Source organism: Nostoc edaphicum CCNP1411 (assembly GCF_014023275.1).
GTDB lineage: Bacteria > Cyanobacteriota > Cyanobacteriia > Cyanobacteriales > Nostocaceae > Nostoc > Nostoc edaphicum_A.
This window is the reverse complement of record NZ_CP054698.1, coordinates 3342018-3364603: the sequence shown is the minus strand read 5'-3', so window position 1 is coordinate 3364603 and position 22586 is coordinate 3342018. Positions and strand designations below refer to the sequence as shown.

The window sequence follows — 22586 nt, the reverse complement described above, 5'->3', positions numbered from 1 at the left end:
TCATTTGTCAAGTGCAGTTTTCTAATGACAAATGACCCTCAATACTTGTCGGGTTTTGGGGAAAAGGGGAAGGTGGGGCCCCTCTGGGGATAAGGGGCGGGGGAAAGGGGAAAGAAAAAACCTTTAACCTTTAACCTTTTCCCAAACCTTATTCCGAGTTAAAAATGCACAAAGCGAGCAGTATTGAAATGACCCTGCGGGTGACGCTCCTACATCGCTAACGCCAGTGCGGTCATGGGGGTTTTCCCCATGACCGCACTGGCTCACTAATGACAAATGACTCTTGATCATTGCCTAACTTAGAGACTCCAAATAGTCGCGGATGAGGTTGCGGCGTTTGGGTTGGCGTAGCTTTTGCAAAGCCTTGGATTCTATTTGGCGGACTCGTTCGCGGGATAAATCGAGAGCGCGGCCAATTTCTGCTAAAGAATAAGGATGACCATCTGCTAAACCAAACCGCATCAAGATGACATCGCGCTCCCGGCTAGTCAAATCTGACAGAAGATGATGCAAATCTCTTTGTAAAGATTCTCGCATTAACATCTCTTCTGGGGTTACACTGTCAGTTTCGAGTAATTCACCTAACTCAGTGTCTTTATCTTTGCCTACCTTGGTTTCCAAAGAAACAGAGCGAGGAACCCGCAACAAAACTTCTCGGACTTGGGTCGGTGTCATTTCTAACTCAGTTGCTAAATCCTCTAGAGTCGGAGTCCGACCTTTTTCTTGAGCAATTTTGCGTTGAGCCTTTTTGATTTTGTTTAACTTTTCGGTAATATGAACCGGTAGGCGGATCGTGCGACTAGAAGTAGCGATCGCCCGTGTAATTCCCTGACGAATCCACCAGTAAGCATAAGTACTGAAGCGATAACCCTTTGTTGGGTCAAATTTTTCTACAGCCCGCTCCAAACCAAGTGTGCCTTCTTGGACTAAATCCAACAATTCCAAACCGCGATTTTGATACTTCTTGGCAACAGACACAACTAGGCGAAGATTAGCCTTAATCATGTGTTCTTTTGCTTGGAGTCCTTGGGACTGGATTTGCTCCAACTCTTCTACTGTCAACTTGGCGATTTCAGCCCAGCGACGTTTACCATTTGCCAAAGTCGGTCTAAGATCGGATAAAACTATATCAGCAGTAGCAGCCCATCTTTCCAAAGACGGGCGATGTCCGAGTTCGGAAGTAAGACGTTCTTGAACTTCAATTAACCGAAGATAGGGCGTTATCACTTCATCCCCTTCCTTGGCGGCCTTAGCAAGCACTATCCGCATCCGCAAGTAGCGTTGGACTTTTTGAGCTTCTGAAACTTCTTCATCCCGCCCTAACAAGCGAACCCGACCAATTTCTTGAAGATAAAGACGTACTAGGTCTGTACTCCGGCGGTTAGTGTTAGCAGCAAAGTTAGCGTTGTCAACAGAAGCAATTTCTAGCTCCTGTAAATCATCTACCGATAACTCACTGTCATCAACCGTGAGATCCGAGTCCAAAGCCTGGCGGGACTTTTTGGTGTTGTAGGGGGCATCTGCATAAAAAGATGTTGCTGGCATAAAGATCGTCTCAATGGCTCCAGGTAACAATAGATTACGGTCAGCTTAGATTACGGTCAGCTATTCAACTGTTGCTATTGTTCCCGTGATTTACGATGAACTAACATGGTTGAAGGTTCCATTACAATTTTTTTAGAAATTAACTGTAAGGGTTTTATTGGATACAGTATTACTGAACTTAATCGGCTGCTAAACTTTTGATTGAACCAATAGCTATTTAAATCCATAGCTAGGCTTTCAATATTTCAACTACTTGGTTAATATTTTAACCACTAAGGTTTTGAATAGTAACTTTTGTAACACAGTATAAACATCCTTCAGTGAATGTCATCTTTATAATTGGCATAGTCACATTTACATGGTGACTAAAGTAATATCCTGACGATTTACCAATTTTTTCTAAGGATTATTCAGGTATAAGTAGAACTAATAGATATCAGAAAATTTATTAGTATTAACGGCAAAAAGTATATTAACACGGAGATAGAAGACGTAGATAAATATCAGATACTCTCTCCGTGTTCCAGCGCCCTCTTAGATGTCAGCCTTAATCTGCCAATTTCAATTTGACAGACTACATAGTTAGTAATCTGTCTAGCTAACAAAAGCCCGGTATGTAGTAAGCACTGAAGTGCTTAACACAAGGACTAAAGTCCTTACTACAAACTTATTTACCCATCGACAAACTGCTAGTAGTTGTACTCTGGCTTGATATCTCGCAACATCAGTTCATCAAGTGCTTGTCCGGGTGTGATTTCGCCTTGAAGTAACCGATAAACTTGCTCGGTAATTGGGACTGCTATGTTTTGTTGCTTGGCTCGTTGCATTAAAACCCGGCAAGTGTTTACTCCTTCAGCAGTTCCTTGTAAATTTGCGAGAATTTCTGTAAGTGACTTACCACCAGCTAACTGATAGCCAACTTGGTAATTGCGACTTAAGGGACTATTGCACGTTGCTAACAGATCCCCTAGACCCGATAAACCATAAAAAGTTTCCGTCTTTGCGCCCCAGTTGTTGCCGATGCGAACCATTTCTGTAAGTCCACGGGTGACTAAAGCAGCTTTGGCATTAGTTCCCAGTTGTAAACCATCGCACACACCAGCTGCGATCGCAATCACATTTTTCAGTGTTCCCCCTAATTCCACCCCCAAAGGGTCGGGATTGGTATATACCCGGAAACGATGAGAAGAAAATACTAATTGCACTACTTCCGCAGCCGTGGGAATATTACTGGCTACCACCGTGGCTGCTGGTAATTCCATTTGAATTTCTTTCGATAAATTAGGCCCAGACAAAACAACTACTGCATGGTTAGGGAATATTGTTTGCCAAATTTGTGACGGCGTGCAGGTAGTTTCGGGGTCTAAGCCTTTCGTCGCCGTCACAAAAATTGCCTCTGGAGAAAGGGGGAAAGACTGGACTTGTGAAGCAACATCCCTCACACCAATCATCGAGATAGCGGACAAGATTATTTGGACATCTTTTAAAACTGCTTCCAGAGTTTGGGAACCTTGACGCGACCACACGCGCACCTGATGACCATTTGCGGCGGCGAGATTTGCCAGAGATGCACCCCAAGCACCCGCACCAAGAATTGCTACAGTTTTTGGATTAGTCATTAAATCAAAAGTCTCCCCATCCTCTTAGCTCACCAATCTAAAATCTAAAATCTAAAATCTAAAATTGGCTGCGGGGATAACGTTCCATTAATTCTCTGACTTGTTCAGCATGATACGAACTTCTTGTCAATGGTGAAGAGACAACTTGTAAAAATCCGATTTCTTCGCCGAATGCCTTCCAAGCCGCAAATTGTTCTGGGTTGACAAATTCGTCTACTTGCAAGTGTTTTTGACTAGGTTGGAGATATTGCCCAATGGTCAAAATGTCGCAATCTACAGTTCGCAAGTCTTGCATGACTTGGCGGATTTCGGCATCAGTTTCACCGAGTCCAACCATGATCCCGGATTTAGTGTACGTGTTGGGAGAAACTTGACGAGTGCGCTGCAATAATTCTAATGTGCGATCGTAGTTTCCTTGGGGACGCACCCGGCGATATAGGCGTGGAACAGTTTCGGTATTGTGGTTTAATACTTCTGGCGCAGCTTGTAGAATCAACTCTAGAGCATTCCAATTACCACACAAGTCAGGAATTAGTACCTCAATTGTCGTGTTGGGTGAAACAGAGCGAACTGCATCAATACACGCCATAAACTGAGACGCACCACCATCAAGCAAATCATCTCGGTTTACAGAAGTGATTACTACATGATTAAGGTTCATGCGGCGAACAGCTTCCGCCAGCCGTGAAGGTTCCGTAGGGTCTAGTGGTTTAGGTTTTTTCTCAAAATCAATATCGCAGTAGGGACAAGCGCGTGTACAAGCCGGGCCCATAATCAAAAACGTGGCAGTCCCAGCGTTGAAGCATTCACCAATATTCGGACAGGACGCTTCCTCACAAACTGTATTGAGGGCTAAATCCCGCAAAATTTCTTTAACGTTACCGATGCGCTCACGCTGAGGTGCTTTTACCCGCAACCAGTCTGGTTTTACAGTCACAATCCACTTTTACCATTAGAGTTATATAAATTTAATCGTAGCAAGCAAAGCTTTGGGCGAAGTGATCATATATATAGATATAGATGTAATTCTGCTATTTGCCGCAGGTTGTGATATTGTTAATCTACAATGCCATTTTTATGACGGGATGTGGCGCAGCTTGGTAGCGCACTTCGTTCGGGACGAAGGGGCCGCTGGTTCGAATCCAGTCATCCCGATTTTTTGAAAGTACAGTACCTTGAATTATCGATAGCGCCGTAATTTCTGGTCTAAGGCACTTTAAAATTTAAATATTCTAACATAATTATAAATACTCCCCCTTATTTGCTTATTTTTCTCTGTTGACAAATTATAAGTAGCGTCTTCCAGACAAACTAGGGCGGTTATTCGCACCGGGAATTTTTAGCATAATTTGTCAAAATTAAAGATAACTAGGAGGTTCAAGATATGAAATTTTCAATCCAATCGCTTTACACCTGGTATCGGGATGTGCTTCGTAACCCTAAGTACCGTTGGTGGGTAATTTTAGGAACGTTGGTTTATTTGGTCAGCCCATTTGATATTCTCCCAGATTTTATACCTGTCGTGGGACAGATTGATGATGTTTTTCTTTTGACCCTGCTAGTTAGTGAGGTGTCTGGGCTAGTGATTGAAGGCTGGAAAGCTCGTAAGGGTGAGGTGGGTGCTGAAGTACCTAATACTACTGAGGGTTCTACCTCTAGTGGAAGCACTATTGATGTTGATGCTGTTTCTGTTAAGTAGTTTTAACAACAAAAGAAAATTTAATAAACCCCTGCTTTTGCTGTCTGTTTACAACGGCGCTTCTGAAGTAGGGGATATTTTTTTGCAACAGTCAAAACTAATTAAAGGTCATTTAGAGGATGTTTGTAAAGTCTAATTTATTACTGGCTGGGCGACTATAAGTCGCGGTTACACAGACAAAATCCGCGCAGACGGGTCGAAAGACTTTGATTTTCTCTTAGTCCGCGTAGGCGGACTAAATATGTAGCCCGAGTCGGTAGGTTTCGCTTTTGAGCCAGTAACTTAGAAGTCTGTTAGCGTAGTGTGCGCTTGGTGCAGAGCGATTTACCAAAACGGGATGCATTTACTCAGATCCCTCTTCACATAGTAGTATTTATACTGAACTGTATATATGACTACGGTGCTAAGTTATAGTTGTCAATTTAGCATCTAGCTTCAGTATGAACTCCACGACTCTCAATACCGCTGCTGAAATCCTTGAAGCTTTCCGCACCTGTGAAAATGCGGGTGAAGAGATTGACCTCTTTGAGTCTGTGGCTACTCGCGCTGACTCACCTTTAGAAGCGTTTGTAGAGATACTGAAAGAAGTCAAACTAGAGGCCATTCTGGCACTAACAATACAAGCTTTTGGCAAAATTACTGATGCAGATGTTAAGGAACGACTAAAACAAAGCAGTGATTTGTTGAAACTGCTAAGTGAGCAGGCGCAGTCAGGAAAAACTGATTTGATTCGTTGGTCTGCTGCGACAACAATTGAGAATTTAGGATTTGATTTTATCTCGGTTTCGCGACATCTTGCTGAAGAACCCAAAAAGATTGCTGAAAAGATAATGCAGTTGAAAATTAAAAGGTTTGCTGATGCAAATCTTACACATAGCAATGATTATGATGAGTATTTGCGTTTCTGGACTTACGGAAATTATAACAAGCTTAGGGAAGTTACTTTAGGTCTAGATTATGAAGTCTTAAATCTCCATTGGACAAAATGCATAAAACAAAATGATTCTAAAGATGAAGATTTTAATAAATATGATGTCTGCTATAAAGTAATAAATTCATTAGCTTTGAAAGGAGTGAAAGAAATTAATATCGCTTTAGAAAGAGCTACATCTGTGATGGATGATAATTCTCACTTAGATGAGAACGAAGTATTTGAAGGTATAGGAAATACATTTGCATCTATGTACGCGAAAGATGGAGATCATCATATTAAAAATTTGATTTTATGCCTCCGAAGCAACAATCATATAACTAGATTTAGAGCCGCTAACAATATATTGAATAACAGAAGTGTTGAACGGTAAGAAAAATCCGATAAAAATAGCCCAAAATATGGTATTTTTGGGCGAAGGCTTAAACTATATTAGTTTGATTGTGATTATAAATTCATTTCCCAAAATTGTCAAAGATATCTTGAAAAGCCTGCCAAAAAATGATTATCCAGTATTGAATAGTCGTCTATTCTTTGAGTGCTGGCTATCCTATGCTCTGGATAATAGCTTAACAAGTATGCGAGATTTATTTAAGAGATTAAACAATACAGGATTTGAGTATCGGCTCAATAAGTCGGGGTAGCGAATAAAAGTAAAAAAGACTTGCTAACATCCAATTTATTGAGAGTTAACTAGATTGTTCTAACGCAGGGATTCTATTTGAATGCAAACGCTTGACTATAAAGGTTGAGGATTAATAGAAAATTTTGAGCGAATAATAGTGTCCAATTCGGGGATTTTATCAGAGAGAGAAATCCGGTCATGTATATATTCAAAGAAGCTGATTCCCAATTTACGAGTAGTGGCAACAAGAGACATAAAAATGTCCCATGCCTTAGTACCCTCACTCGTTTGAGTGGCGTAACTAATTTTTCGTCGCTGCACCATAGTCCTAGCAGCTAATTCCGCCGGATTATTATGTAAAGGTAAGTTTGGATACTCTAAGACCAGCAGTAGTTCAGACTCTTTAGCTGCCGTTAATTTTTTTCGCTCATCTAATTGTTTATATCCAGTTTCAGTACCGAATAGCTGACAGAATTTAGTCTTTAATTCCTGTTTGGTTTTTGGGGAAGGGGAATTTCTGTAAGCGACTAATTCTCGGTAGTAATCCCAAAATTCCCCTAAAAAATTTGTCTAATGTTTGTTGACAAAAACCAACAAATGGACTTAATTATTTATAATGTCTGGCTTCATGTACCCAACATAAAGCCAAATTATCTGTAATTAATTTGAATTGGGGTGCATCATCGCAGACCAGAAATTCTACCACTGGTATTTGAGATTGCTGATGATAGAACGAAATTGCAGCAGCTTCCAAAACACGAGTCCGGTATTGAGAACCTAGCTTGCTTAAATACGTATCCAGCAATGAATTAAACTCTAATTCAGTCAAAACTGTTTCTTGCGGCAACAATTTCATTTGATTGTGCCATTTAGTTGGGACATTAAAACTTGTAAGCAACTCGTAAGTCAGCCCATTTAGAACATATTCAAGCTCTTGTCTATTTTGCAAGACCCCAATTACGCTTAGTCGGTCTTTCTTAGCTGTAGTTGAGTAGACTGTGTACCAGGGGTTACAAATTACATTCGTGGTCTGATTTACTCCTTTAACACGGGCACTTGTTTGGTCTATATGCTGCCACGAGCTACTTTCTAACCCAGATGTATAAACTTGATTATATTCAGCTTCAAAATCGCCTAAGTTTTTGATGAGTAGATTTGATAAATAGCCAGCCGACATTGAGATCCCAATATTCTCTAAAAACTCTAGCAACTTACCTGACTTTTCACGGCATGTGGAAAAGGTCATTTTGATGGTTTCCCAAGCCCTGATTTCTCCGTTGACTATTTTCATTAACTTAGAGTTATTGAGAATGAACCTGTGGAAAAATCCACGCTTTTTGGGGGCTTGAGGACTTCCCGTGAAAAGTCAGAGCAACTTACCTTGGGTCATATTACCGCCGTAATATAAGCTAATTACTAGAGCTTTTATTCCCGGACCAAATTCTCCATCGTAACCAGGTGGCAAAGATGCTAAATACGTTTTTCCAACACTAGGCGAGTAATATTTTTCTTTCCGGAATAATACGTTATCAGTTAACAGTGAAATATCTTGAATGATTACCTCTTCATAGCCTTTGAACTGTGCATCAGGCGGTAGCTCACTCGCCGGATAATCCAGAATGCATGTCCTGTCTACTTTTATGCTCTGATTTTTGCTACTTTTCGTATGTTTTTTTGGAGTGTGTCGTTCTTTTTCGGATGAATGATTGCTCTTGAACCCTTTCGACTGATTGCTCTTGATTTCTGGTTTCCCCTGTTCGCCTTTCAGACGATTGTTTTCGTCCCGTAGTTTTTGGTTTTCTTCACGTAATTCTTTTATCTCTGATTGTTGCTGCTCTATGACGTTTAGCAGAACAGTTAATGTCTGGCGCAAGGATTCGTCTGCAAACTTTGAGGGGTCGATGGTTTGCAACAATGCCTCTACTTGTTTTTCTGGAGATTGCTTTTGCGCCATGTCATATATTCTACGACCCTATGTGCATCTCTCTACTTTGTTATTTTTTCTACTACCCCGATTTATTGAGCGGATACGACTCTTTAGAATCACTCAAAAAAAAGGGGCTATCAAGTTATTATGTACCGATGCAATTAGAAGCTGAAGAAGCTAACGATATGCTAGTAGTTTGTCAGGCTATTGCTAGCTTCAATAGTCCACTAATGTTGGAAATAACTCTGGAACCAGATACTACATCTTTGCAAGATAAATCTAGCTGGATTAATTCCCTTGACCAAATGCTCTCACAATTAAGACAGGCTAGTAGCGGTTCCAGCTTAAGTAGTTCTAGAGAGGGAGATAGAAATGCACAATTGGTTTCCCGACTTTATGAAAAATATCAATCTTCTTACCTTACCGAAAGTCTATATAGTTATAGCTTTAAAGTCCTGGGAACCAATGAATTAGTAGTTCGTAGTGTCTTGGGAACTTTGTTGCTGAGTGGTACGAAAAAGAGTCGCTATCGTACCGTTATTATTGATAAATATCATCCAGCATTTTCAAGTAGTATCATTGCAACCCAACAGGGGACAATCTCCCTTTCTACACACTGGGAAGAATGGGATAGAGAACTCGGTGAAGCGGAATTTGGTGGTGATTCTATCACGGGTAAAGGTGGTGTGCGAGTCGCAGATTTAAAACCATTACATCGCTACGCCACATTGAGTGAAATTAGCGGTTTATTTCGCATTGTTGTTCCTGGTGATGCCTCCGTAGCCGGAATACGTCAGGAAAATGATATCACTAGTTTAACACCGGACAAGCAATGGATTGATTTTGGTGGCTATGAAACCACTCGTCCAGAAAACACCATCCAAATCAAACTTGAGCAACTTAACAAACATGCCTTTATCTGTGGTGTTCCCGGTAGTGGTAAAACAACAACAGCATTTAATATACTCACTCAACTATGGTGTCAAAATATTCCTTTTTTGGTATTTGAACCTGCAAAAACAGAATATCGTTCTCTACTCACTATTGAACCTAATTCTGATAAATTTACTACTGACCAATTGCAAAAGCTTCACGCTCTTAAACGAGAATTGCGGGTTTATACTTTGGGAAATGATCTGATTTCACCTTTCCGGTTTAATCCTTTTGACGTGTCGCCAGGTGTACCTTTTTATGAACATATTTCTAATCTAGAGGCTTCATTTCGTGGTGCATTACCGCTTTCTGGACCTTTACCTGCTTTACTTTCAGAAGCATTGGAAGAAATTTATTATGACCGGGGTTGGACTGGAAATGAAGAGGGAACACCAGAAAATTTACAAATTCCCATGATGCGGGATTTGTATGACAAAATCACTGCCTTATTTGCAACTAAAGACTACGCGGGGGAAGTAAAATCTAACCTGAAAACTGCCCTTGAAGTAAGGATAGGTAGTTTGTTACGTCGTGGTGTCGGTGCAATGTTAAATAGCCAAAAAAGTAGTCCAACAATTGCTGACTTATTAAAATATCCAACGATTCTGGAATTGGATTACTTGAACCAAGATCAAGCTAATTTGATGACATTTCTTTTGTTAACTAAGATTCGGGAATATATTAAACGTCAACGTACCGAGAAACCTGGAATTCCCGAACATGTAATTTTATTAGAAGAAGCTCATAACTTAGTAGGACGTAATTTAGGAGCAAGTTCAGCAGATGATGCTAATACTAAACAGGAAGCTGCTAATTATGTCACGCGAATGTTAGCAGAAATGCGGGCGCTGAGAGAAGCAATTATTATTGCCGACCAGTTACCCACAGCAGTTGCAGCAGAGGTGGTAAAGAATACTAATATCAAAATTGCTCATAGGTTAGTATCAGCAGATGACCGCAAAGATATCGGTCAGGCGATGCTTTTGGATCAATCTCAAACAGAAGAAATTGCTCGTTTAAATCCTGGTGAGTCCTTCTTATATATGGAAGGTTGGTATCGTCCCCGTATGGTCAAAATTCCTCAAGAAAATAGTGCTAAAGAAAAGTTAAAGGTAGAAAGTTCGACTAATAATGACAAAATTAAAACTTTGATTCAGTCCTATAATTGGTATATTCAAGGACAGCAAACAGTATTTGAGACAAGTTTACAAGAACATCACCGCCTATGTGGTGAGTATCGTCAAACTTTTACCGACATCTGCAACCAGTTGCAAAAGGTTTCTCAGGGTTGCAACGAGTTACAAGCACTATTGAATGAGTTGAAAACAGAAGTTTTTTATAGTCTTGCTGGGGAGTTACGCTTTGTTCTAAATCCAATTCCTCAAGACGAACTATTACTAACAGACAAACGCATCAAAGCTGATAATATTCACAATTTCAAACGTCTACAGCCTTGTCCTAATTTGACTTTAAGCGATTTATTGGAGTTGCGATCACATCTTACCAGCAAATTAGTTGTATTTGACAGGCTATACCAGGAAGTAATTGACACCCATAACCGCATTCCGCGCGACAAGTACAAACACCAATGGCAAAAACTTTCTCGTCAATTGCAAACTCTCCAGCAACAGGTAACGAAGCTAACGAAGTTTTTGGATAACCCTAAACAAGCTAACCCACTTAAACAACATGAGGATGAAATTGCTTATGAACAACGGCGAATTACAGATTTAGAGGAGCATTCTCTCCAGGATACTCTTAAACAGTTACAAAAAGACCGACAAGAATTACAATACGAATTGACAAAAGTCTTGAATCGTGCTGTTGAGCAAGTAAAAATTGATAAGGTTAGGCAGGATTTGAAATTAGGAGGAAATAGCCTTGGATATAACAGTTAAAAAATTTGTTCTTAGGTATGAAACTTTAGCTAATAAAGCTATCAAGCTCAACCAATCTTACCTAAGTTTGCTCAAAATCTACCAAGAGCTTAACTTTGCTCCTGATTTGGTATCCGAATTGGATAAAACTGGTAATTCACCTTCAAAGGTAATTGTGTCTATGCAAAAAGACCAAAAGGTAATCCAGAATAATTTTACTCATCTAGCCGGATTGATTGCTAAATTTCAGTCATATTTCCCAACTAATCCAGAAGCAGAACAACTGAAAGCAATAGCCCACGATTGCCAAGTAATGACAAATTTTATCCAAAGCATGAACTTAGCTGATTTGCAGAAAATGTTTGTTAAAATTAATAATTTATAAAATACTTATGTCTGGAACAGAATATAGCGATCGCCAAGAATTAGAAGCTGAAATTAAAGACTTTGGAAAAAAAATTGAATCTTTGGGCGAAGAACAAAAAGACCATCAAGAAGATTTAGAAAGTCTGCAAGAAAAACTGCAAATTCTTAAAAGAAGTAAAGGAATTTATACAGAGTCTGATAGTAAGTTAGTACAAAAAATAGAAGTTGCTGTTCAAGCTCGTGAAACTAGCGTAGAAACTTGTAAAGAAAAGATTGGTGAAGTCAAAAGTCAGATGGAGTCCAAGTTAGAGAATCTAAAACAAAGTATTAATAAAGTAGATACACGTATTGCTCAGATGGAAAACTTGCTAGATTCTCTTAATCACAAGAGCGACCAAGTAACAGTTAACATAAATAATGAAATCCAGCAACAAAAAGATGACAGTGAGGATGCTAAAGAAAAAGGTGATTCCTTGAAAGAAATAATCCAAATAGCTGGTAGTTTGGCAACTGGTGCTGGTGTTGCAGCAGGTGGTATTGCTCAGTTACTTATGAGCTTGCAATCAATAGGGATAATCCGATAATGTATATGGCTGTTTAGTTATAGTCATTCACTGTCCTAGTTTTGGGTGCGATCGCATCCTATAATTGAGTTTTTTCTTACAATACGCTTGGGTTAAGGCTTGATGCTCCCTAACCCTCCTTAAAAAGGAGGGAATTAGAGCAAGGCTTTTTCAGTTTGTGAACATAGTGTAACGCAGCCTACACTTGTGCTAATTAAGCTGCACTGACTTCGCCAAATTTTGTCAAAAAGCGGAAGGCTTTGAGGATATAACTAGCGCAATCTCTAGGAGAGGTGTTGTAAAACGATCGCCATGCACTCGCCTTATCCTCATCATAGCGATCGCTGCGATGATTATGATTCTCTAACCACGCCAATCGCACTGCATGGCCGATTAACACATCCAACACGATATATTCTTCAATTTGCAGGTTGGGATTGTTGGCTGCGATCGCAGCTAATTCGATTAATGCTTCAATATTAACTTGGCGGTATTCTGGAGCTTCAATTTTATTTAGCAAATGCTCAACTAACAGAGCAAAATTTCTTTCTCCCGCTGTCATTTCCGACAGCATTATCTCACTATCTAAACGATTGCGCCGCTCTAGTTTATCGCCAATTACTAGACCCTTGCAATGTTGCATTAATACCCAAACTTGTTTAAAAAACTCTTTTGGTACACGCCCTGTTGCACCTTCTGCTTGGCGAAACCGCCGCCAACCGCCTGATGGGACTTCTATTCCTTCTGCAATCGCTGGTAAAACCACCCAAGCAATATCACTTTCTTTTTGTTTGACGTGTAGTGATTCTTGCTGGCGTAATAGGTTACTCATGCCAGTATATCCAGTTAATACCTGACGCAAACGCATTTTCACTTCAAAGGGTGAAAGTTGCATTAAGTAATCATAAGCTTCATCTTGAGTAACGTGTAATTCCCGCGCTAGTTCGCTGGTTAGTAATAAGATGAGATAGCCGACTCTTAGCGTGAGTAGTCCCTGAAAGAGTTCGGATTCTGAGCGAATTAAGATACCAAGATAGATTAAAATCTCTTGAGTGAGGACGCGATCGCGGATATCTTCACGACAAAAATGATTAATTTTATCAGCAATTTCATCGTGAGACATGGGTACGGTAATCAAGGACGCTTCGCTGTAAGCTTTACCCACAGCAATTTGTTTACCTCGCACCAAAATACTCGTGACTGCATCTGATAGGCTAATATCAACCATTTGGCGTAACCCAGCAGCCCGCCGTACCACTGCCCAAATACCTAAATCTCCAGCTTTGGTGTAAACTTCATCTAGTAAATCGCCTACGGTGACGCGATATCCTGGGCCACCGTACCCTGTATCAAATTTCATTCCCTGTAAGCGAGTTAAAGTTTGCAATAACTCAATTTGCTCATAGATGTTCTCTGATGAGCGCAAATGAGAAAGTAATAACCCAAAGTTGGTTTCACACTCCACTTGAAATTCTTGGGTATGTCCTAAGCGCCAGTTTTTCTCAGGATGATAGGCTAGATAATAGCAACGTGGGCTAGCATTTTTTACTGGCGATCGCGAAAATTCTGCATTGGGGAGGAAATCAATTCTTTGGATTCCGGCTGTCAACATTAGCTGATTTAGCCGCCCTAATTTTACCCGTACACCATTACAAATACCATCTTTCAGTTCTTGCATCAGTTCTAGTAATGCCTCAGAACCACTTTCTAACATGGTGTGCGTCAACATTAAAGTCAGAGTAGGACGCCCTAAATCGCTCCAATATTTTTGAATGTAAGCTAGTTCGCTTCTAATTTGATCCAGCAAAAAATGGTAATCAAGAGTTAAGTAAAACTGCTGGGAGTCAGAAAAGGAAGGCAAAAATACAATTGTTTCACCACGAATCCGAAAGATTCTAGATGTTGTCAAACTCCGCAGCCGCCGCACTGGCCGCCCAGTCAAACCAAGTTTGTCGTTACGTCCAATTTGGGTATAAATAGCTGAGAATTCTCCAGCTTTTCTCACTTGAATCGGTTCTACTTGAGCAGGTGTTTGGGCTTCAATTCCATGAATTTCTAGTTTCGTCTGTAAATCTTCATCTTCTGCTAATAAAGCAATTTGTACTAATGCATCGCGCTGTTTGCCCACACATAAATGTCTTCCTAAAGGGTCGATATCACCAACCGCCAGTAACCCTTCACTCAACATTTGACTGAGGAAATATAAACTCTGCGCCCACACCAAGGGAATATTTTCATTAGGCAAACGTGGTTGCGTTTGTGGTGCTAACTTTTCTGCCTCTATATTTTCGGCTGGAACATAATAAAGTTCTGGCAATAAACGCAAACCATCTTGTTCTATAAGTAATGATTCTAAAAGCTCTTGGTATTTTTTAACTTGTTCTTGTTCGCCACGAAATAATCCATCTAAAACTAAATAAGTGAAAAATAACGGCCATTCGCATTCAATATGCTCGAATTGCTTGAGTTCCCACGGTTCGTAGTGTAAACGTTGATTATCTTCTAAAACCGTTTGGTGTCCATCACGCAGAAAGCGTTTGCAGCCGTATTTACCTGCGAGTTTATTGATAATATCGTTTAGAGTGCGATCGCGTAACTCCAAATCTTCTACTGCAAAGGCAGGATAACTAATAATACTTAACAGAGCCGCATCAATTTCTTTAGAACCAGATTCCCTCGGTAATAGTGATTCTAAAGTAATCCGGGCGCGGGCGATTTCATCTGGTAGCACATGAATTACTGATGCTTGACTACCACGCACACCAAACAAATCCAATCCGTTGATAGCTTCTAAAGCAGCTTTTGCCATGCCTACAGAACTGGCGTTTAACTCAGCACTACCCCGATTAATTTTATTACCACGTTCCCAAATGCCGTAATCTGGTGTACGGTAAGCTCGTCCAATGTAGTAAACCAAATTTTGGACGAAATTCACTTCATCAATTGTATAAATTATTGGCAATCCCGCAGCCGTCATTTGCGCCAACATCAGCAAAAATATAGATGTGGCATCAAGTTGCAAATGTCCCCATTCATCATCACCAACAACAATATCACCCGTCGCGGTATTATATTTGGCGTGCAGTCCATCTAGTAGCGACTGAGTATGTTTAAATGTCTCTACTTTATGAGCCTGTCGCATCATCGCAAATAGCAATCCGCGCATCAGTTTGATGACACTGTGTTCTAGTTCATAGGTGCGTCCTTTGTCGTCGTCAATCTTGCGGTATGCAAGTCCTAAACCCCAAACTGCCAAAATGCTGTAAACGTTGTCTCGCACCCAGGCATCTGTATAATCGCCGTGGGCTGTAATCGCCGTACTCGCAGGTAGTAAACCAGTAATCGGATTCTGCCGAGTCAGGATGATCGTTTTGATTTGCTGGTAGTAATAGTCTAGACGAGTTAGCAATTTGGTAGATGTTTTCATGGTTTGGTTCAGAACAACTTGCAAAATTCGACCCTGTGACTGTGAACTGAATTACCTAAACCAAGTCAGAACAAGCTCTGTAATGGTTGATGGAAGAACAGTGGAGGGTAGTAAGTTTATTATTATCTCCTGTTAATAGGTTTCTGGGTACTTAATTTTAGTGATTTTATTTCGGCGTGGCACTGGCGAAATAGTGAAAAATTAGGGAGATTTTTGGGTGTGGTCAGAATTATGTGCTACGGAGTGCAATCTGGGAGATATGAGCTAGTATGCTAGCATAACAGCAGATTAACTTTTTTCATTATGGAAACTCGAATTAACAAACGCACCCACAGCGATTACACCCAAAGTGCAGCCTATCTGCCCAAGGATTTAGTTAAAATTTTCAAACAGCTAGCTCTTGAGTTAGAAATAGGGCACAGTGAGGCAATGGAAGAAGCTATCAGGATGTGGTGTGATGCGGCTATTAAAAAGGTAAGTCAATCTTGATGAGGTATCCTACACCCAAACAAAATTTGATTTGTTTTATCCTCTGTCAAACCTCACAACGTTTCTACTACCTATCTTTATAGTCAGATTAGATGAACGAACAGGAGACATCTATATCTTGGCTGGAGATGAAACAGGTATTTTAATTAACCCTAATGGTGAATGGAGATACGACGAATGACTAAGCCTAATTTTGCCGCAATGAGTAAAATAGAGTTAAAACGTTATTTATTAGAGAATCGTAATGATACAGAAGCTTTTTACGCTCTAATGGATAAAATTAACGCCGAACCTAATCCGAAGTTTTATACCATAGATGAAATTGGTGAACTGGAAAAACTAATAGAAGCAAAACGGACACGAGAAAATCTCTAAAAATTACCTTTATCAACTCGCTTAAACAAAGTTATGAAGGATGAATTTTTCTCTTATGGGCTAGACAACAAAGCTTCCTTACCTTCGCTCAAGCTATCTGAAGATGAGAGAAAAAAATATTTATCGCCATTAAAACTCTTTAAAGTTTTGCGATCGCATAAAATACGTAATTCAGATATGGGAGTCGCACAAATTGCTATTGATGAATTGCAAGGAATTCTTGCTTGTTCATCAAGAGATGGAAAGGTAAGTATTTGGCATCTTTTATCTGGTGAGCTTATCGCCTCATACTCTCATGAGCGTAATGCTGGTGCAGTTGTAATTGGAGAGAAGGGTGATGTAATCAGTGGAGGTTCAGACAACAGAATAAAAATCTGGAATTATTTTTCTAATCAGCTTTCACGAACTTTAGAGACGCCAAGTGCTGTAGGATGTCTTTCAATCAATCTTAGAGCTAATTACTTGGCTGCGGCGATAAATTACTCACATCAAGTCAAAGTGATTGTATGGAACTTAAAGTCATTTGAGCAGATTGCTGAAATTAGTGACGAAAGATTTTGGGATTTTGACCTATTAGCATTTAATGATACTGGAGAACGGTTGTATGCACGAGGCGGACTTGGAGAAAATCGAGTCTGGGAAATGCCTTCTACAAAACTTATTAGAGCTTTCCCTGATAGTCATTATGGAGAAGTGAGTTACTGCTCAATTGATGATAGAGGAAGGATTCTAGCTACTGCATCAGATCGACATAACGAAGTATACCTATGGGATACTATGAGTGGCAAAAGAATACAAATAATTGAAGCAGCACCAATATCGGATGGTGGTCCATTTGTCCCCAACGTTCTCCTAAATGAGAACGGTAGTATTCTCATCACTGCTACACTAAATGGAAATATCAGGATATCGTGTACTGAAAGCAAAGAACTTTTGCAAGAATTTCCAGGTAAACACAAACCAGGGATCAGTTCATTAGCTATCAGTAATAAGTTTTTGGTATCTGGAGATCATGATGGAAATCTTAAACTTTGGCAATTTACTGCCTAAGAAACCATTTATAAAATTTTTGTTTGTATATCTTAAGTATAGAGAAAACTAGGCACAGCCAAGAGCGATCGCTAAAGCTCAAACACATTACCGCAACTATGAAGTAAAACCTGCCAACCCATTTTTGATTCTCCGTCGTCCAGGTGACTATGCATGAAGTTGCTTGATACCAAAAATTACTGAATCATATTGTAAGTATTTTAACTGTATAAAGTTTGCGAAAAAAATCGTTGATTGGCAAGACACATAGCTTGTAGCAGTAGTAAAATCTACTTTAAGTTACATGTAAATTACTTGCAACACAGGGCAATTAAATTACTCATGACTGAGGAATATCACAGATGCTGAATGCTAAGATTCAGTATCCACCGGAGAGTGCTATTCCGGGTTAGGATGATGACTAGCGATGCCTTAATTTTAGATATCGATATTGAATTGTTGAAATTTTATGGGCAATAGTCCACCAGATGGCAGTATCAACCTCCTCTGAGCTGGCGAGGAAGTCTCCCAGCGCGGGGGAGACTTTGGAGATATATCTCATGCTCACACAAGATATTCGTGATTTGCTGACTGATACTACCGATTTAAACCAGTTGAAATGGGATTTAAATCGCTTGCAACCTGTGGATGTGGGAGAATACATTACACAATTGCCTGAGAAACAACGCGCGATCGCATTCCGTTTACTCAATAAAGCTCAGGCAATTGATGTATTTGAATATCTGCCAACCGAGGTTCAGGAAGAACTAATTAATTCTCTGCATGATGTGCAGGTAGTGCAACTTGTAGAAGCGATGAGCCCCGACGAACGGGCAGAATTATTTGATGAACTACCTGCTGGGGTAATCAAACGGTTATTACAAGAACTTAGTCCAGAACAAAGGCAAGCAACAGCAACGATTCTCGGCTATCCAGAAGGCACTGCTGGGCGGGTGATGACAACCGAATATGTCCGGTTGCGGCAAGGATTGACTGTAGGTGAAGCCCTAAGTAAAATCCGCCGTCAGGACGAAGACAAGGAGTCAATTTACTATGCCTACGTCACAGATGATAACCGGACGCTGGTAAGAGTAGTTTCACTGCGGCAATTGCTGTTTACCTTTCCCGATGTTTTCATTAAGGATATTGCTAGCGATCGCGTCATTAAGGTGACAACTGAAACCCCTCAAGAAGAAGTGGCGCGAATCATGCAGCGCTACGACTTAATCGCTATCCCCGTAGTTGACCGAGAAGACCGATTGGTTGGCATCGTCACCATTGATGATGTCATGGATATTTTGGAAGAAGAAGCCACAGAAGATATCCAAAAACTGGCGGGTGTGAGTGGTGATGAAGCAGCTTTATCTTCTCCTCTACTCACCATCCGCAACCGCTTGCCTTGGCTTTTGGGCATTATGGCCATGTATATTGGTGCTGCTAGTGCGATCGCACCTTTTCAATCTGTAATCTCCGCAGTGCCAGTTCTAGCAGTCATCATGCCAATTTTTTCTAACACTGGTGGTACTGTTGGGATTCAATCATTAACGGTAACAATTCGCGGCTTGGGAGTAGGCGAGGTAACACCCAAAGATACTCTAAAAATTCTCCGCAAAGAACTTTTAGCAGGATTGGGCACAGCTGTAGTTTTAGCCATAACGATGATGCTACTTTCCTTAATTTGGGCGCGGCCTCAAGAACGATGGGTAGCTTTAATTGCCGGAATGGTAATGGCAACTAATACAATTGTGGCCGTTACACTCGGCACTTTACTGCCAATGGGTTTGAAACGACTCAAACTTGACCCTGCCTTGGTTAGTGGCCCGTTAGTGACTACAATGCTAGATACAATTGGGTTTTTAACCTTCCTTAGCCTAATTGCTCTAGCTTTAAACGTTTTCCATTTACCAACTTGAAGGAAATGGGGATGGGGCATGGGGCATGGGGCATTGGGCATTGGGTTATTACCCTTTTCCCCCTCATCTCCCCACTCCCCACTCCCCACTCCCCACTCCCCAAATTCTATGCCTACTACTACCACCTGGAATCGTCATCACATTCTTTCCCTAGCTGACTTCACCACCGCTGAATACGATACTGTTTTGCAAACTGCTGCTAGTTTTCAAGAAGTGCTATCACGGCGGACGAAGAAAGTGCCAACCTTGCAGGGACAGGTGGTGGCGAATTTATTTTTTGAATCCTCTACCCGCACTCGCAGCAGTTTTGAACTCGCAGCCAAACGCTTAAGTGCAGATACGCTGAACTTCGCCGCAGCCACATCTTCTATGACTAAAGGAGAAACAATTCTCGACACAGCGAAAACTTATTTGGCCATGGGAACTGATATTATGGTAGTCCGCCATCGAGAGGCAGGAGTACCAAATGCGATCGCGGCTGAAATGGATCGTCTAGGTGTACGAGTTAGCGTCCTCAATGCTGGTGATGGCCAACATGAACATCCTTCCCAAGCACTGCTAGATTTATTTACCATAACTACTCTAATTGACCCAGATCATCCCCGAATGGAACTTTTGAAGGGGAAAAAGATTGCCATTGTTGGGGATATTCTCCATTCTCGCGTGGCGCGATCGAATATTTGGAGTTTAATTGCCAGTGGTGCCGAAGTGCATCTTGCAGCACCACCAACCCTCTTACCCAAGTTATTTGCCGAGTTTATCTCTGAAGAGTCAGAAGTCAGAAATCAGGAGTTTGTTATATCCTCATCCCCCACTCCCAACTCCCCACTCCCCACTCCCCAACTATTTTTACATTGGCAACTAGAACCAGCTTTGCAGAATGCTGATTTTGTGATGACTTTGCGCCTGCAAAAGGAACGGATGACGGCTCATTTGCTGCCAAGTTTGCGAGAATATCATCAGCTATTTGGCATTACAAGCACAAAACTGCAACTTTGTAAACCTAATGTCAAAGTTTTGCATCCAGGCCCAGTTAACCGTGGTGTTGAAATTAGTTCTGAATTGATGGATGACCCAGAATTTAGTCTCATTCAATCGCAAGTTACCAGTGGTGTCGCCGTTCGCATGGCGCTGCTGTATTTATTAGGTAGCGGCAAGGCTTAATATAATCTCAGTGAATTTTACTCCCATCGGACTATCTGACGGAAGAATACCTAATCTCATAGAAATTATATGTTCTTCCGATCGCATGAGGACAAAATTCTGTAATTTTGCGACAGTGGAACCACAGAAGTTAAAAATTGAATAACTTCTAGAAATGTCGGAGGTAAATATGAAACCAATCTTTTTGACGGCAGCAGCCTTACTCAGCACGCTATCTTTAGCTGCTCCCATTTCCGTCAAAGCAGAAAACTCCGCCCCTGTCCGCCGCTTGTTAGAAACTAGAGAATGTTTCGGATGTAATTTAACAGGAGCAAATCTCAAAGGCGCTCATCTCATAGGTGTTGATTTGAGAAATGCAAATTTAAAAGGGGCTAATCTCGAAAATGCGAACCTAGAAGGTGCTGATTTAACTGGTGCAAATTTAAAGTCTGCTAATCTCACAAATGCTTTTGTTAGTGGTACTAGCTTAAATGATGCTAATCTCACCGACGTTGATTTGAGTAATGCTCATCTATATAATACTGAAGTTGATGGCGCAGTTTTAGCCAATATTGATTTAAGCGGTGCTGACGTGTTTAATACTGCCATTAGTGTGGGTGGTGAATATTAATTGATGCCAAAGTGATGAGTTAAGAGTTATGTTCAACTCCTAACCCTGCACTTGTTAAGTTTTACTCACCGGTAATCGAAAGTTCATTAACCCAGATTTTCGGACAAACTCCCCCTGGCGTTAACTCTGGCTCTTTTTCTACATAAATAATTGATTTCAAGAGTTCTAAGAAATCGCCAGCAACAGTTGCTGACTCAATACTCGTCCTCACACCCTTGTTAACTAGCCAACCATCAAAGGGCAAAGAGAAGGAACCTTGCAAGGATTTAACTCCAGCATGGAGGGCTTGCAAATCATCGATAAGAATCACATTTTCAGCCGTTTCTAAGCTAAACTCCTGCTCAGGAGTTGCTGTTGAAAAAACATGATAAAAATTGGGACTGACGCTGACTTTTGCACCAATACTGGCATTACCTGTTGGCTGGGTATTTAACCTTTTAGCAGTGCCTGCACTATGAAGAAATCCTGTTAAAACGCCATTTTCAATTAGCGAAATCTGACGAGTCGGAGTTCCTTCACCATCAAAAGTTTCTGCACCTACATTAGCTGGGTGCAACGCATCATCATAAACTGAAATTAGAGGGGAAGCAATTTCCTTACCTAAATCATCAGGAGTAGATAGACTTTGGTTGTCTAAAATACTTTGGGCATTGAACAAGTTAGAAAAAGCACCCAATAGACTTAAGAAAGCTTCAGCTGAGAAAACAACTCGATATTTACCAGTTTTGATTTTTTCATAATTCAAGTGGCTGATAGTTTTATCGGCGGTTTCTTTGATGCAACCATTAATATCTAGATTATCTAAACTCTGGTTGATTCTAAAAGCTCCTGCACTGCGCGGTTTTTTCCCTTCTTCCTCAGTTTTACTGTAAAGATAAACTGATGCTAAGGAGTGAGATTCAGTTCTCACCGCGCCGTCACTATTGAGATAAAATCTGTCAATATCTCTTTGTGACAAACCGTTATAAGGTACACCTTTAATTGCTGGATGAGCAGCCAGTAATTCTTTTTCAGCTACCAACAATTTTTCTATGAGTTCAGCAACAGGTGCTTGAGGTGCTTTATCCTGGGGCTTATTTGGAATAGGAATAGTAGCCTCTGGACTAAAATCAGGAACATTTTCTTTAACACCAAAGAAACTGGCTTCGTAAGCAGTTTTTAAAGCTAATTCCAGTCCCTTGGGGTCTACATCTGTAGTGCTGGTGACACCCATTGTATTATCTTCATTCCAGACACGAACAGTAACACCAGAGCGATTTGAAGCTTTGACTTGTTTTGGCTCACCTTGGTCTACTTGCACGCTAGTGTCATCTACTGTTGAGCCATAAATGTCGAATTTCTTAATACCAAGCTTACCAGCATTGTCCTTGGCGGAATTTGCAATCTCATTTATATTGGGCATAGTCAATTTTGGGTTTGGGATTTTCTCACTCCCTGCTTCAGCCTGGGAATGTAATAATGAAGGGCTTCTTCTTTTCTAGATAAAATAAGTGA

General features: G+C 40.7%; 20 protein-coding genes, 1 tRNA gene and 2 pseudogenes. 14 read left to right on the top strand and 9 right to left on the bottom strand.

The features are described 5' to 3' along the window. Positions 1-294: 294 nt before the first annotated feature. From sigC to lipA, 3 genes are all read right to left on the bottom strand, one after another. Positions 295-1545 (bottom strand): RNA polymerase sigma factor SigC, encoded by a 1251-nt coding sequence (gene sigC / locus HUN01_RS16710; protein ID WP_181932195.1) that lies wholly within the window; start codon positions 1543-1545, stop codon positions 295-297. 689 nt (positions 1546-2234) lie between these two features. Further along, positions 2235-3164 carry an NAD(P)H-dependent glycerol-3-phosphate dehydrogenase gene (locus HUN01_RS16705; protein WP_181932194.1) on the bottom strand — a complete coding sequence of 310 codons (930 nt, stop codon included), beginning with the start codon at positions 3162-3164 and terminating at the stop codon, positions 2235-2237. Positions 3165-3222: 58 nt separating this feature from the next. Beyond that, on the bottom strand, positions 3223-4101 hold the full coding sequence (gene lipA / locus HUN01_RS16700; protein WP_181932193.1) for a lipoyl synthase: 879 nt from the start codon (positions 4099-4101) through the stop codon (positions 3223-3225). Between the two features lie 144 nt (positions 4102-4245). On the opposite strand from lipA, the gene HUN01_RS16695 reads away from it, so the two are divergent. The 4 genes and pseudogenes from HUN01_RS16695 to HUN01_RS16680 all read left to right on the top strand — a co-directional run. Further along, positions 4246-4319: transfer RNA gene (locus tag HUN01_RS16695), tRNA-Pro, on the top strand. Positions 4320-4548: 229 nt separating this feature from the next. After that, positions 4549-4863: a YkvA family protein gene (locus tag HUN01_RS16690; RefSeq protein ID WP_181932192.1), complete on the top strand. Its 315-nt coding sequence runs from the start codon at positions 4549-4551 to the stop codon at positions 4861-4863. A 440-nt stretch (positions 4864-5303) separates the two neighbouring features. Continuing rightward, positions 5304-6167: a hypothetical protein gene (locus tag HUN01_RS16685; protein ID WP_181932191.1), complete on the top strand. Its 864-nt coding sequence runs from the start codon at positions 5304-5306 to the stop codon at positions 6165-6167. Positions 6168-6237: 70 nt separating this feature from the next. Continuing rightward, positions 6238-6414 (top strand): annotated as a pseudogene (locus tag HUN01_RS16680) (IS4 family transposase); the annotation flags it as partial. Positions 6415-6533: 119 nt separating this feature from the next. Here HUN01_RS16680 and HUN01_RS35425 read toward each other — a convergent pair. The 4 genes and pseudogenes from HUN01_RS35425 to HUN01_RS16670 form a co-directional block, all read right to left on the bottom strand. After that, positions 6534-6743, bottom strand: coding sequence for a hypothetical protein (locus HUN01_RS35425; RefSeq protein ID WP_203219578.1), 210 nt, complete (start codon positions 6741-6743; stop codon positions 6534-6536). A gap of 6 nt (positions 6744-6749) precedes the next feature. After that, positions 6750-6890 (bottom strand): annotated as a pseudogene (locus tag HUN01_RS35420) (hypothetical protein); the annotation flags it as partial. A gap of 136 nt (positions 6891-7026) precedes the next feature. Continuing rightward, positions 7027-7710, bottom strand: a complete 684-nt coding sequence (locus HUN01_RS35415; protein ID WP_238846297.1) for a hypothetical protein — start codon at positions 7708-7710, stop codon at positions 7027-7029. A 75-nt stretch (positions 7711-7785) separates the two neighbouring features. Next, complete coding sequence (locus tag HUN01_RS16670; RefSeq protein WP_238846296.1) at positions 7786-8373, bottom strand: hypothetical protein; 588 nt, start codon at positions 8371-8373, stop codon at positions 7786-7788. Positions 8374-8501: 128 nt separating this feature from the next. Between HUN01_RS16670 and HUN01_RS16665 the strand changes: the two genes are divergently transcribed. The 3 genes from HUN01_RS16665 to HUN01_RS16655 are packed head-to-tail and all read left to right on the top strand — an operon-like array spanning position 8502 to position 12106. Then, complete coding sequence (locus HUN01_RS16665; protein WP_238846294.1) at positions 8502-11177, top strand: ATP-binding protein; 2676 nt, start codon at positions 8502-8504, stop codon at positions 11175-11177. Then, positions 11161-11541 (top strand): hypothetical protein, encoded by a 381-nt coding sequence (locus HUN01_RS16660; protein ID WP_181932190.1) that lies wholly within the window; start codon positions 11161-11163, stop codon positions 11539-11541. Before HUN01_RS16665 ends, HUN01_RS16660 begins: the two co-directional genes overlap by 17 nt. 7 nt (positions 11542-11548) lie before the next feature. Beyond that, complete coding sequence (locus HUN01_RS16655) at positions 11549-12106, top strand: hypothetical protein (protein WP_181932189.1); 558 nt, start codon at positions 11549-11551, stop codon at positions 12104-12106. A 193-nt stretch (positions 12107-12299) separates the two neighbouring features. Here the strand turns inward: HUN01_RS16655 and HUN01_RS16650 are convergent, their stop codons facing one another. Further along, positions 12300-15512 carry a glycoside hydrolase family 15 protein gene (locus HUN01_RS16650; protein WP_181932188.1) on the bottom strand — a complete coding sequence of 1071 codons (3213 nt, stop codon included), beginning with the start codon at positions 15510-15512 and terminating at the stop codon, positions 12300-12302. Positions 15513-15815: 303 nt separating this feature from the next. On the opposite strand from HUN01_RS16650, the gene HUN01_RS16645 reads away from it, so the two are divergent. The 7 genes from HUN01_RS16645 (at position 15816) to HUN01_RS16620 (ending at position 21092) form a co-directional block, all read left to right on the top strand. Beyond that, positions 15816-16001 (top strand): ribbon-helix-helix protein, CopG family, encoded by a 186-nt coding sequence (locus HUN01_RS16645; RefSeq protein ID WP_181932187.1) that lies wholly within the window; start codon positions 15816-15818, stop codon positions 15999-16001. A 31-nt stretch (positions 16002-16032) separates the two neighbouring features. Further along, a complete protein-coding gene (locus HUN01_RS36580; protein WP_420832802.1) occupies positions 16033-16182 on the top strand; it encodes a DUF6888 family protein in 150 nt (49 codons plus the stop codon). Next, positions 16179-16376: a DUF6887 family protein gene (locus HUN01_RS16640; RefSeq protein WP_181932186.1), complete on the top strand. Its 198-nt coding sequence runs from the start codon at positions 16179-16181 to the stop codon at positions 16374-16376. The genes HUN01_RS36580 and HUN01_RS16640 overlap by 4 nt, the downstream gene beginning before the upstream one ends. Before the next feature lie 33 nt (positions 16377-16409). Further along, positions 16410-17426: a WD40 repeat domain-containing protein gene (locus HUN01_RS16635; protein ID WP_181932185.1), complete on the top strand. Its 1017-nt coding sequence runs from the start codon at positions 16410-16412 to the stop codon at positions 17424-17426. A gap of 539 nt (positions 17427-17965) precedes the next feature. Further along, entirely contained in the window at positions 17966-19318 is a 1353-nt protein-coding gene (gene mgtE / locus HUN01_RS16630; RefSeq protein ID WP_181932184.1) for a magnesium transporter, read from the top strand. Between the two features lie 108 nt (positions 19319-19426). Beyond that, complete coding sequence (locus HUN01_RS16625; protein WP_181932183.1) at positions 19427-20482, top strand: aspartate carbamoyltransferase catalytic subunit; 1056 nt, start codon at positions 19427-19429, stop codon at positions 20480-20482. A gap of 169 nt (positions 20483-20651) precedes the next feature. After that, complete coding sequence (locus HUN01_RS16620; protein ID WP_181932182.1) at positions 20652-21092, top strand: pentapeptide repeat-containing protein; 441 nt, start codon at positions 20652-20654, stop codon at positions 21090-21092. A 61-nt stretch (positions 21093-21153) separates the two neighbouring features. On the opposite strand, the gene HUN01_RS16615 is transcribed toward HUN01_RS16620, so the two are convergent. Continuing rightward, the gene (locus HUN01_RS16615; protein ID WP_181932181.1) at positions 21154-22494 is read right to left on the bottom strand and encodes a TldD/PmbA family protein; all 1341 of its coding nucleotides are present in this window, start codon (positions 22492-22494) and stop codon (positions 21154-21156) included. Positions 22495-22586 lie beyond the last annotated feature (92 nt).

Coding starts and splice junctions, on each gene's coding strand:
- HUN01_RS16650 (WP_181932188.1), bottom strand. CDS start 15,512: ATGAAAACATCTACCAAATTGCTAACTCGTCTAGACTATTACTACCAG.
- HUN01_RS16690 (WP_181932192.1), top strand. CDS start 4,549: ATGAAATTTTCAATCCAATCGCTTTACACCTGGTATCGGGATGTGCTT.
- HUN01_RS16685 (WP_181932191.1), top strand. CDS start 5,304: ATGAACTCCACGACTCTCAATACCGCTGCTGAAATCCTTGAAGCTTTC.
- HUN01_RS16615 (WP_181932181.1), bottom strand. CDS start 22,494: ATGCCCAATATAAATGAGATTGCAAATTCCGCCAAGGACAATGCTGGT.
- HUN01_RS16620 (WP_181932182.1), top strand. CDS start 20,652: ATGAAACCAATCTTTTTGACGGCAGCAGCCTTACTCAGCACGCTATCT.
- HUN01_RS16625 (WP_181932183.1), top strand. CDS start 19,427: ATGCCTACTACTACCACCTGGAATCGTCATCACATTCTTTCCCTAGCT.
- HUN01_RS16665 (WP_238846294.1), top strand. CDS start 8,502: ATGCAATTAGAAGCTGAAGAAGCTAACGATATGCTAGTAGTTTGTCAG.
- sigC (WP_181932195.1), bottom strand. CDS start 1,545: ATGCCAGCAACATCTTTTTATGCAGATGCCCCCTACAACACCAAAAAG.
- HUN01_RS35425 (WP_203219578.1), bottom strand. CDS start 6,743: ATGGTGCAGCGACGAAAAATTAGTTACGCCACTCAAACGAGTGAGGGT.
- HUN01_RS16645 (WP_181932187.1), top strand. CDS start 15,816: ATGGAAACTCGAATTAACAAACGCACCCACAGCGATTACACCCAAAGT.
- HUN01_RS16655 (WP_181932189.1), top strand. CDS start 11,549: ATGTCTGGAACAGAATATAGCGATCGCCAAGAATTAGAAGCTGAAATT.
- mgtE (WP_181932184.1), top strand. CDS start 17,966: ATGCTCACACAAGATATTCGTGATTTGCTGACTGATACTACCGATTTA.
- HUN01_RS16640 (WP_181932186.1), top strand. CDS start 16,179: ATGACTAAGCCTAATTTTGCCGCAATGAGTAAAATAGAGTTAAAACGT.
- HUN01_RS16670 (WP_238846296.1), bottom strand. CDS start 8,373: ATGGCGCAAAAGCAATCTCCAGAAAAACAAGTAGAGGCATTGTTGCAA.
- HUN01_RS16705 (WP_181932194.1), bottom strand. CDS start 3,164: ATGACTAATCCAAAAACTGTAGCAATTCTTGGTGCGGGTGCTTGGGGT.
- HUN01_RS35415 (WP_238846297.1), bottom strand. CDS start 7,710: ATGAAAATAGTCAACGGAGAAATCAGGGCTTGGGAAACCATCAAAATG.
- HUN01_RS16635 (WP_181932185.1), top strand. CDS start 16,410: ATGAAGGATGAATTTTTCTCTTATGGGCTAGACAACAAAGCTTCCTTA.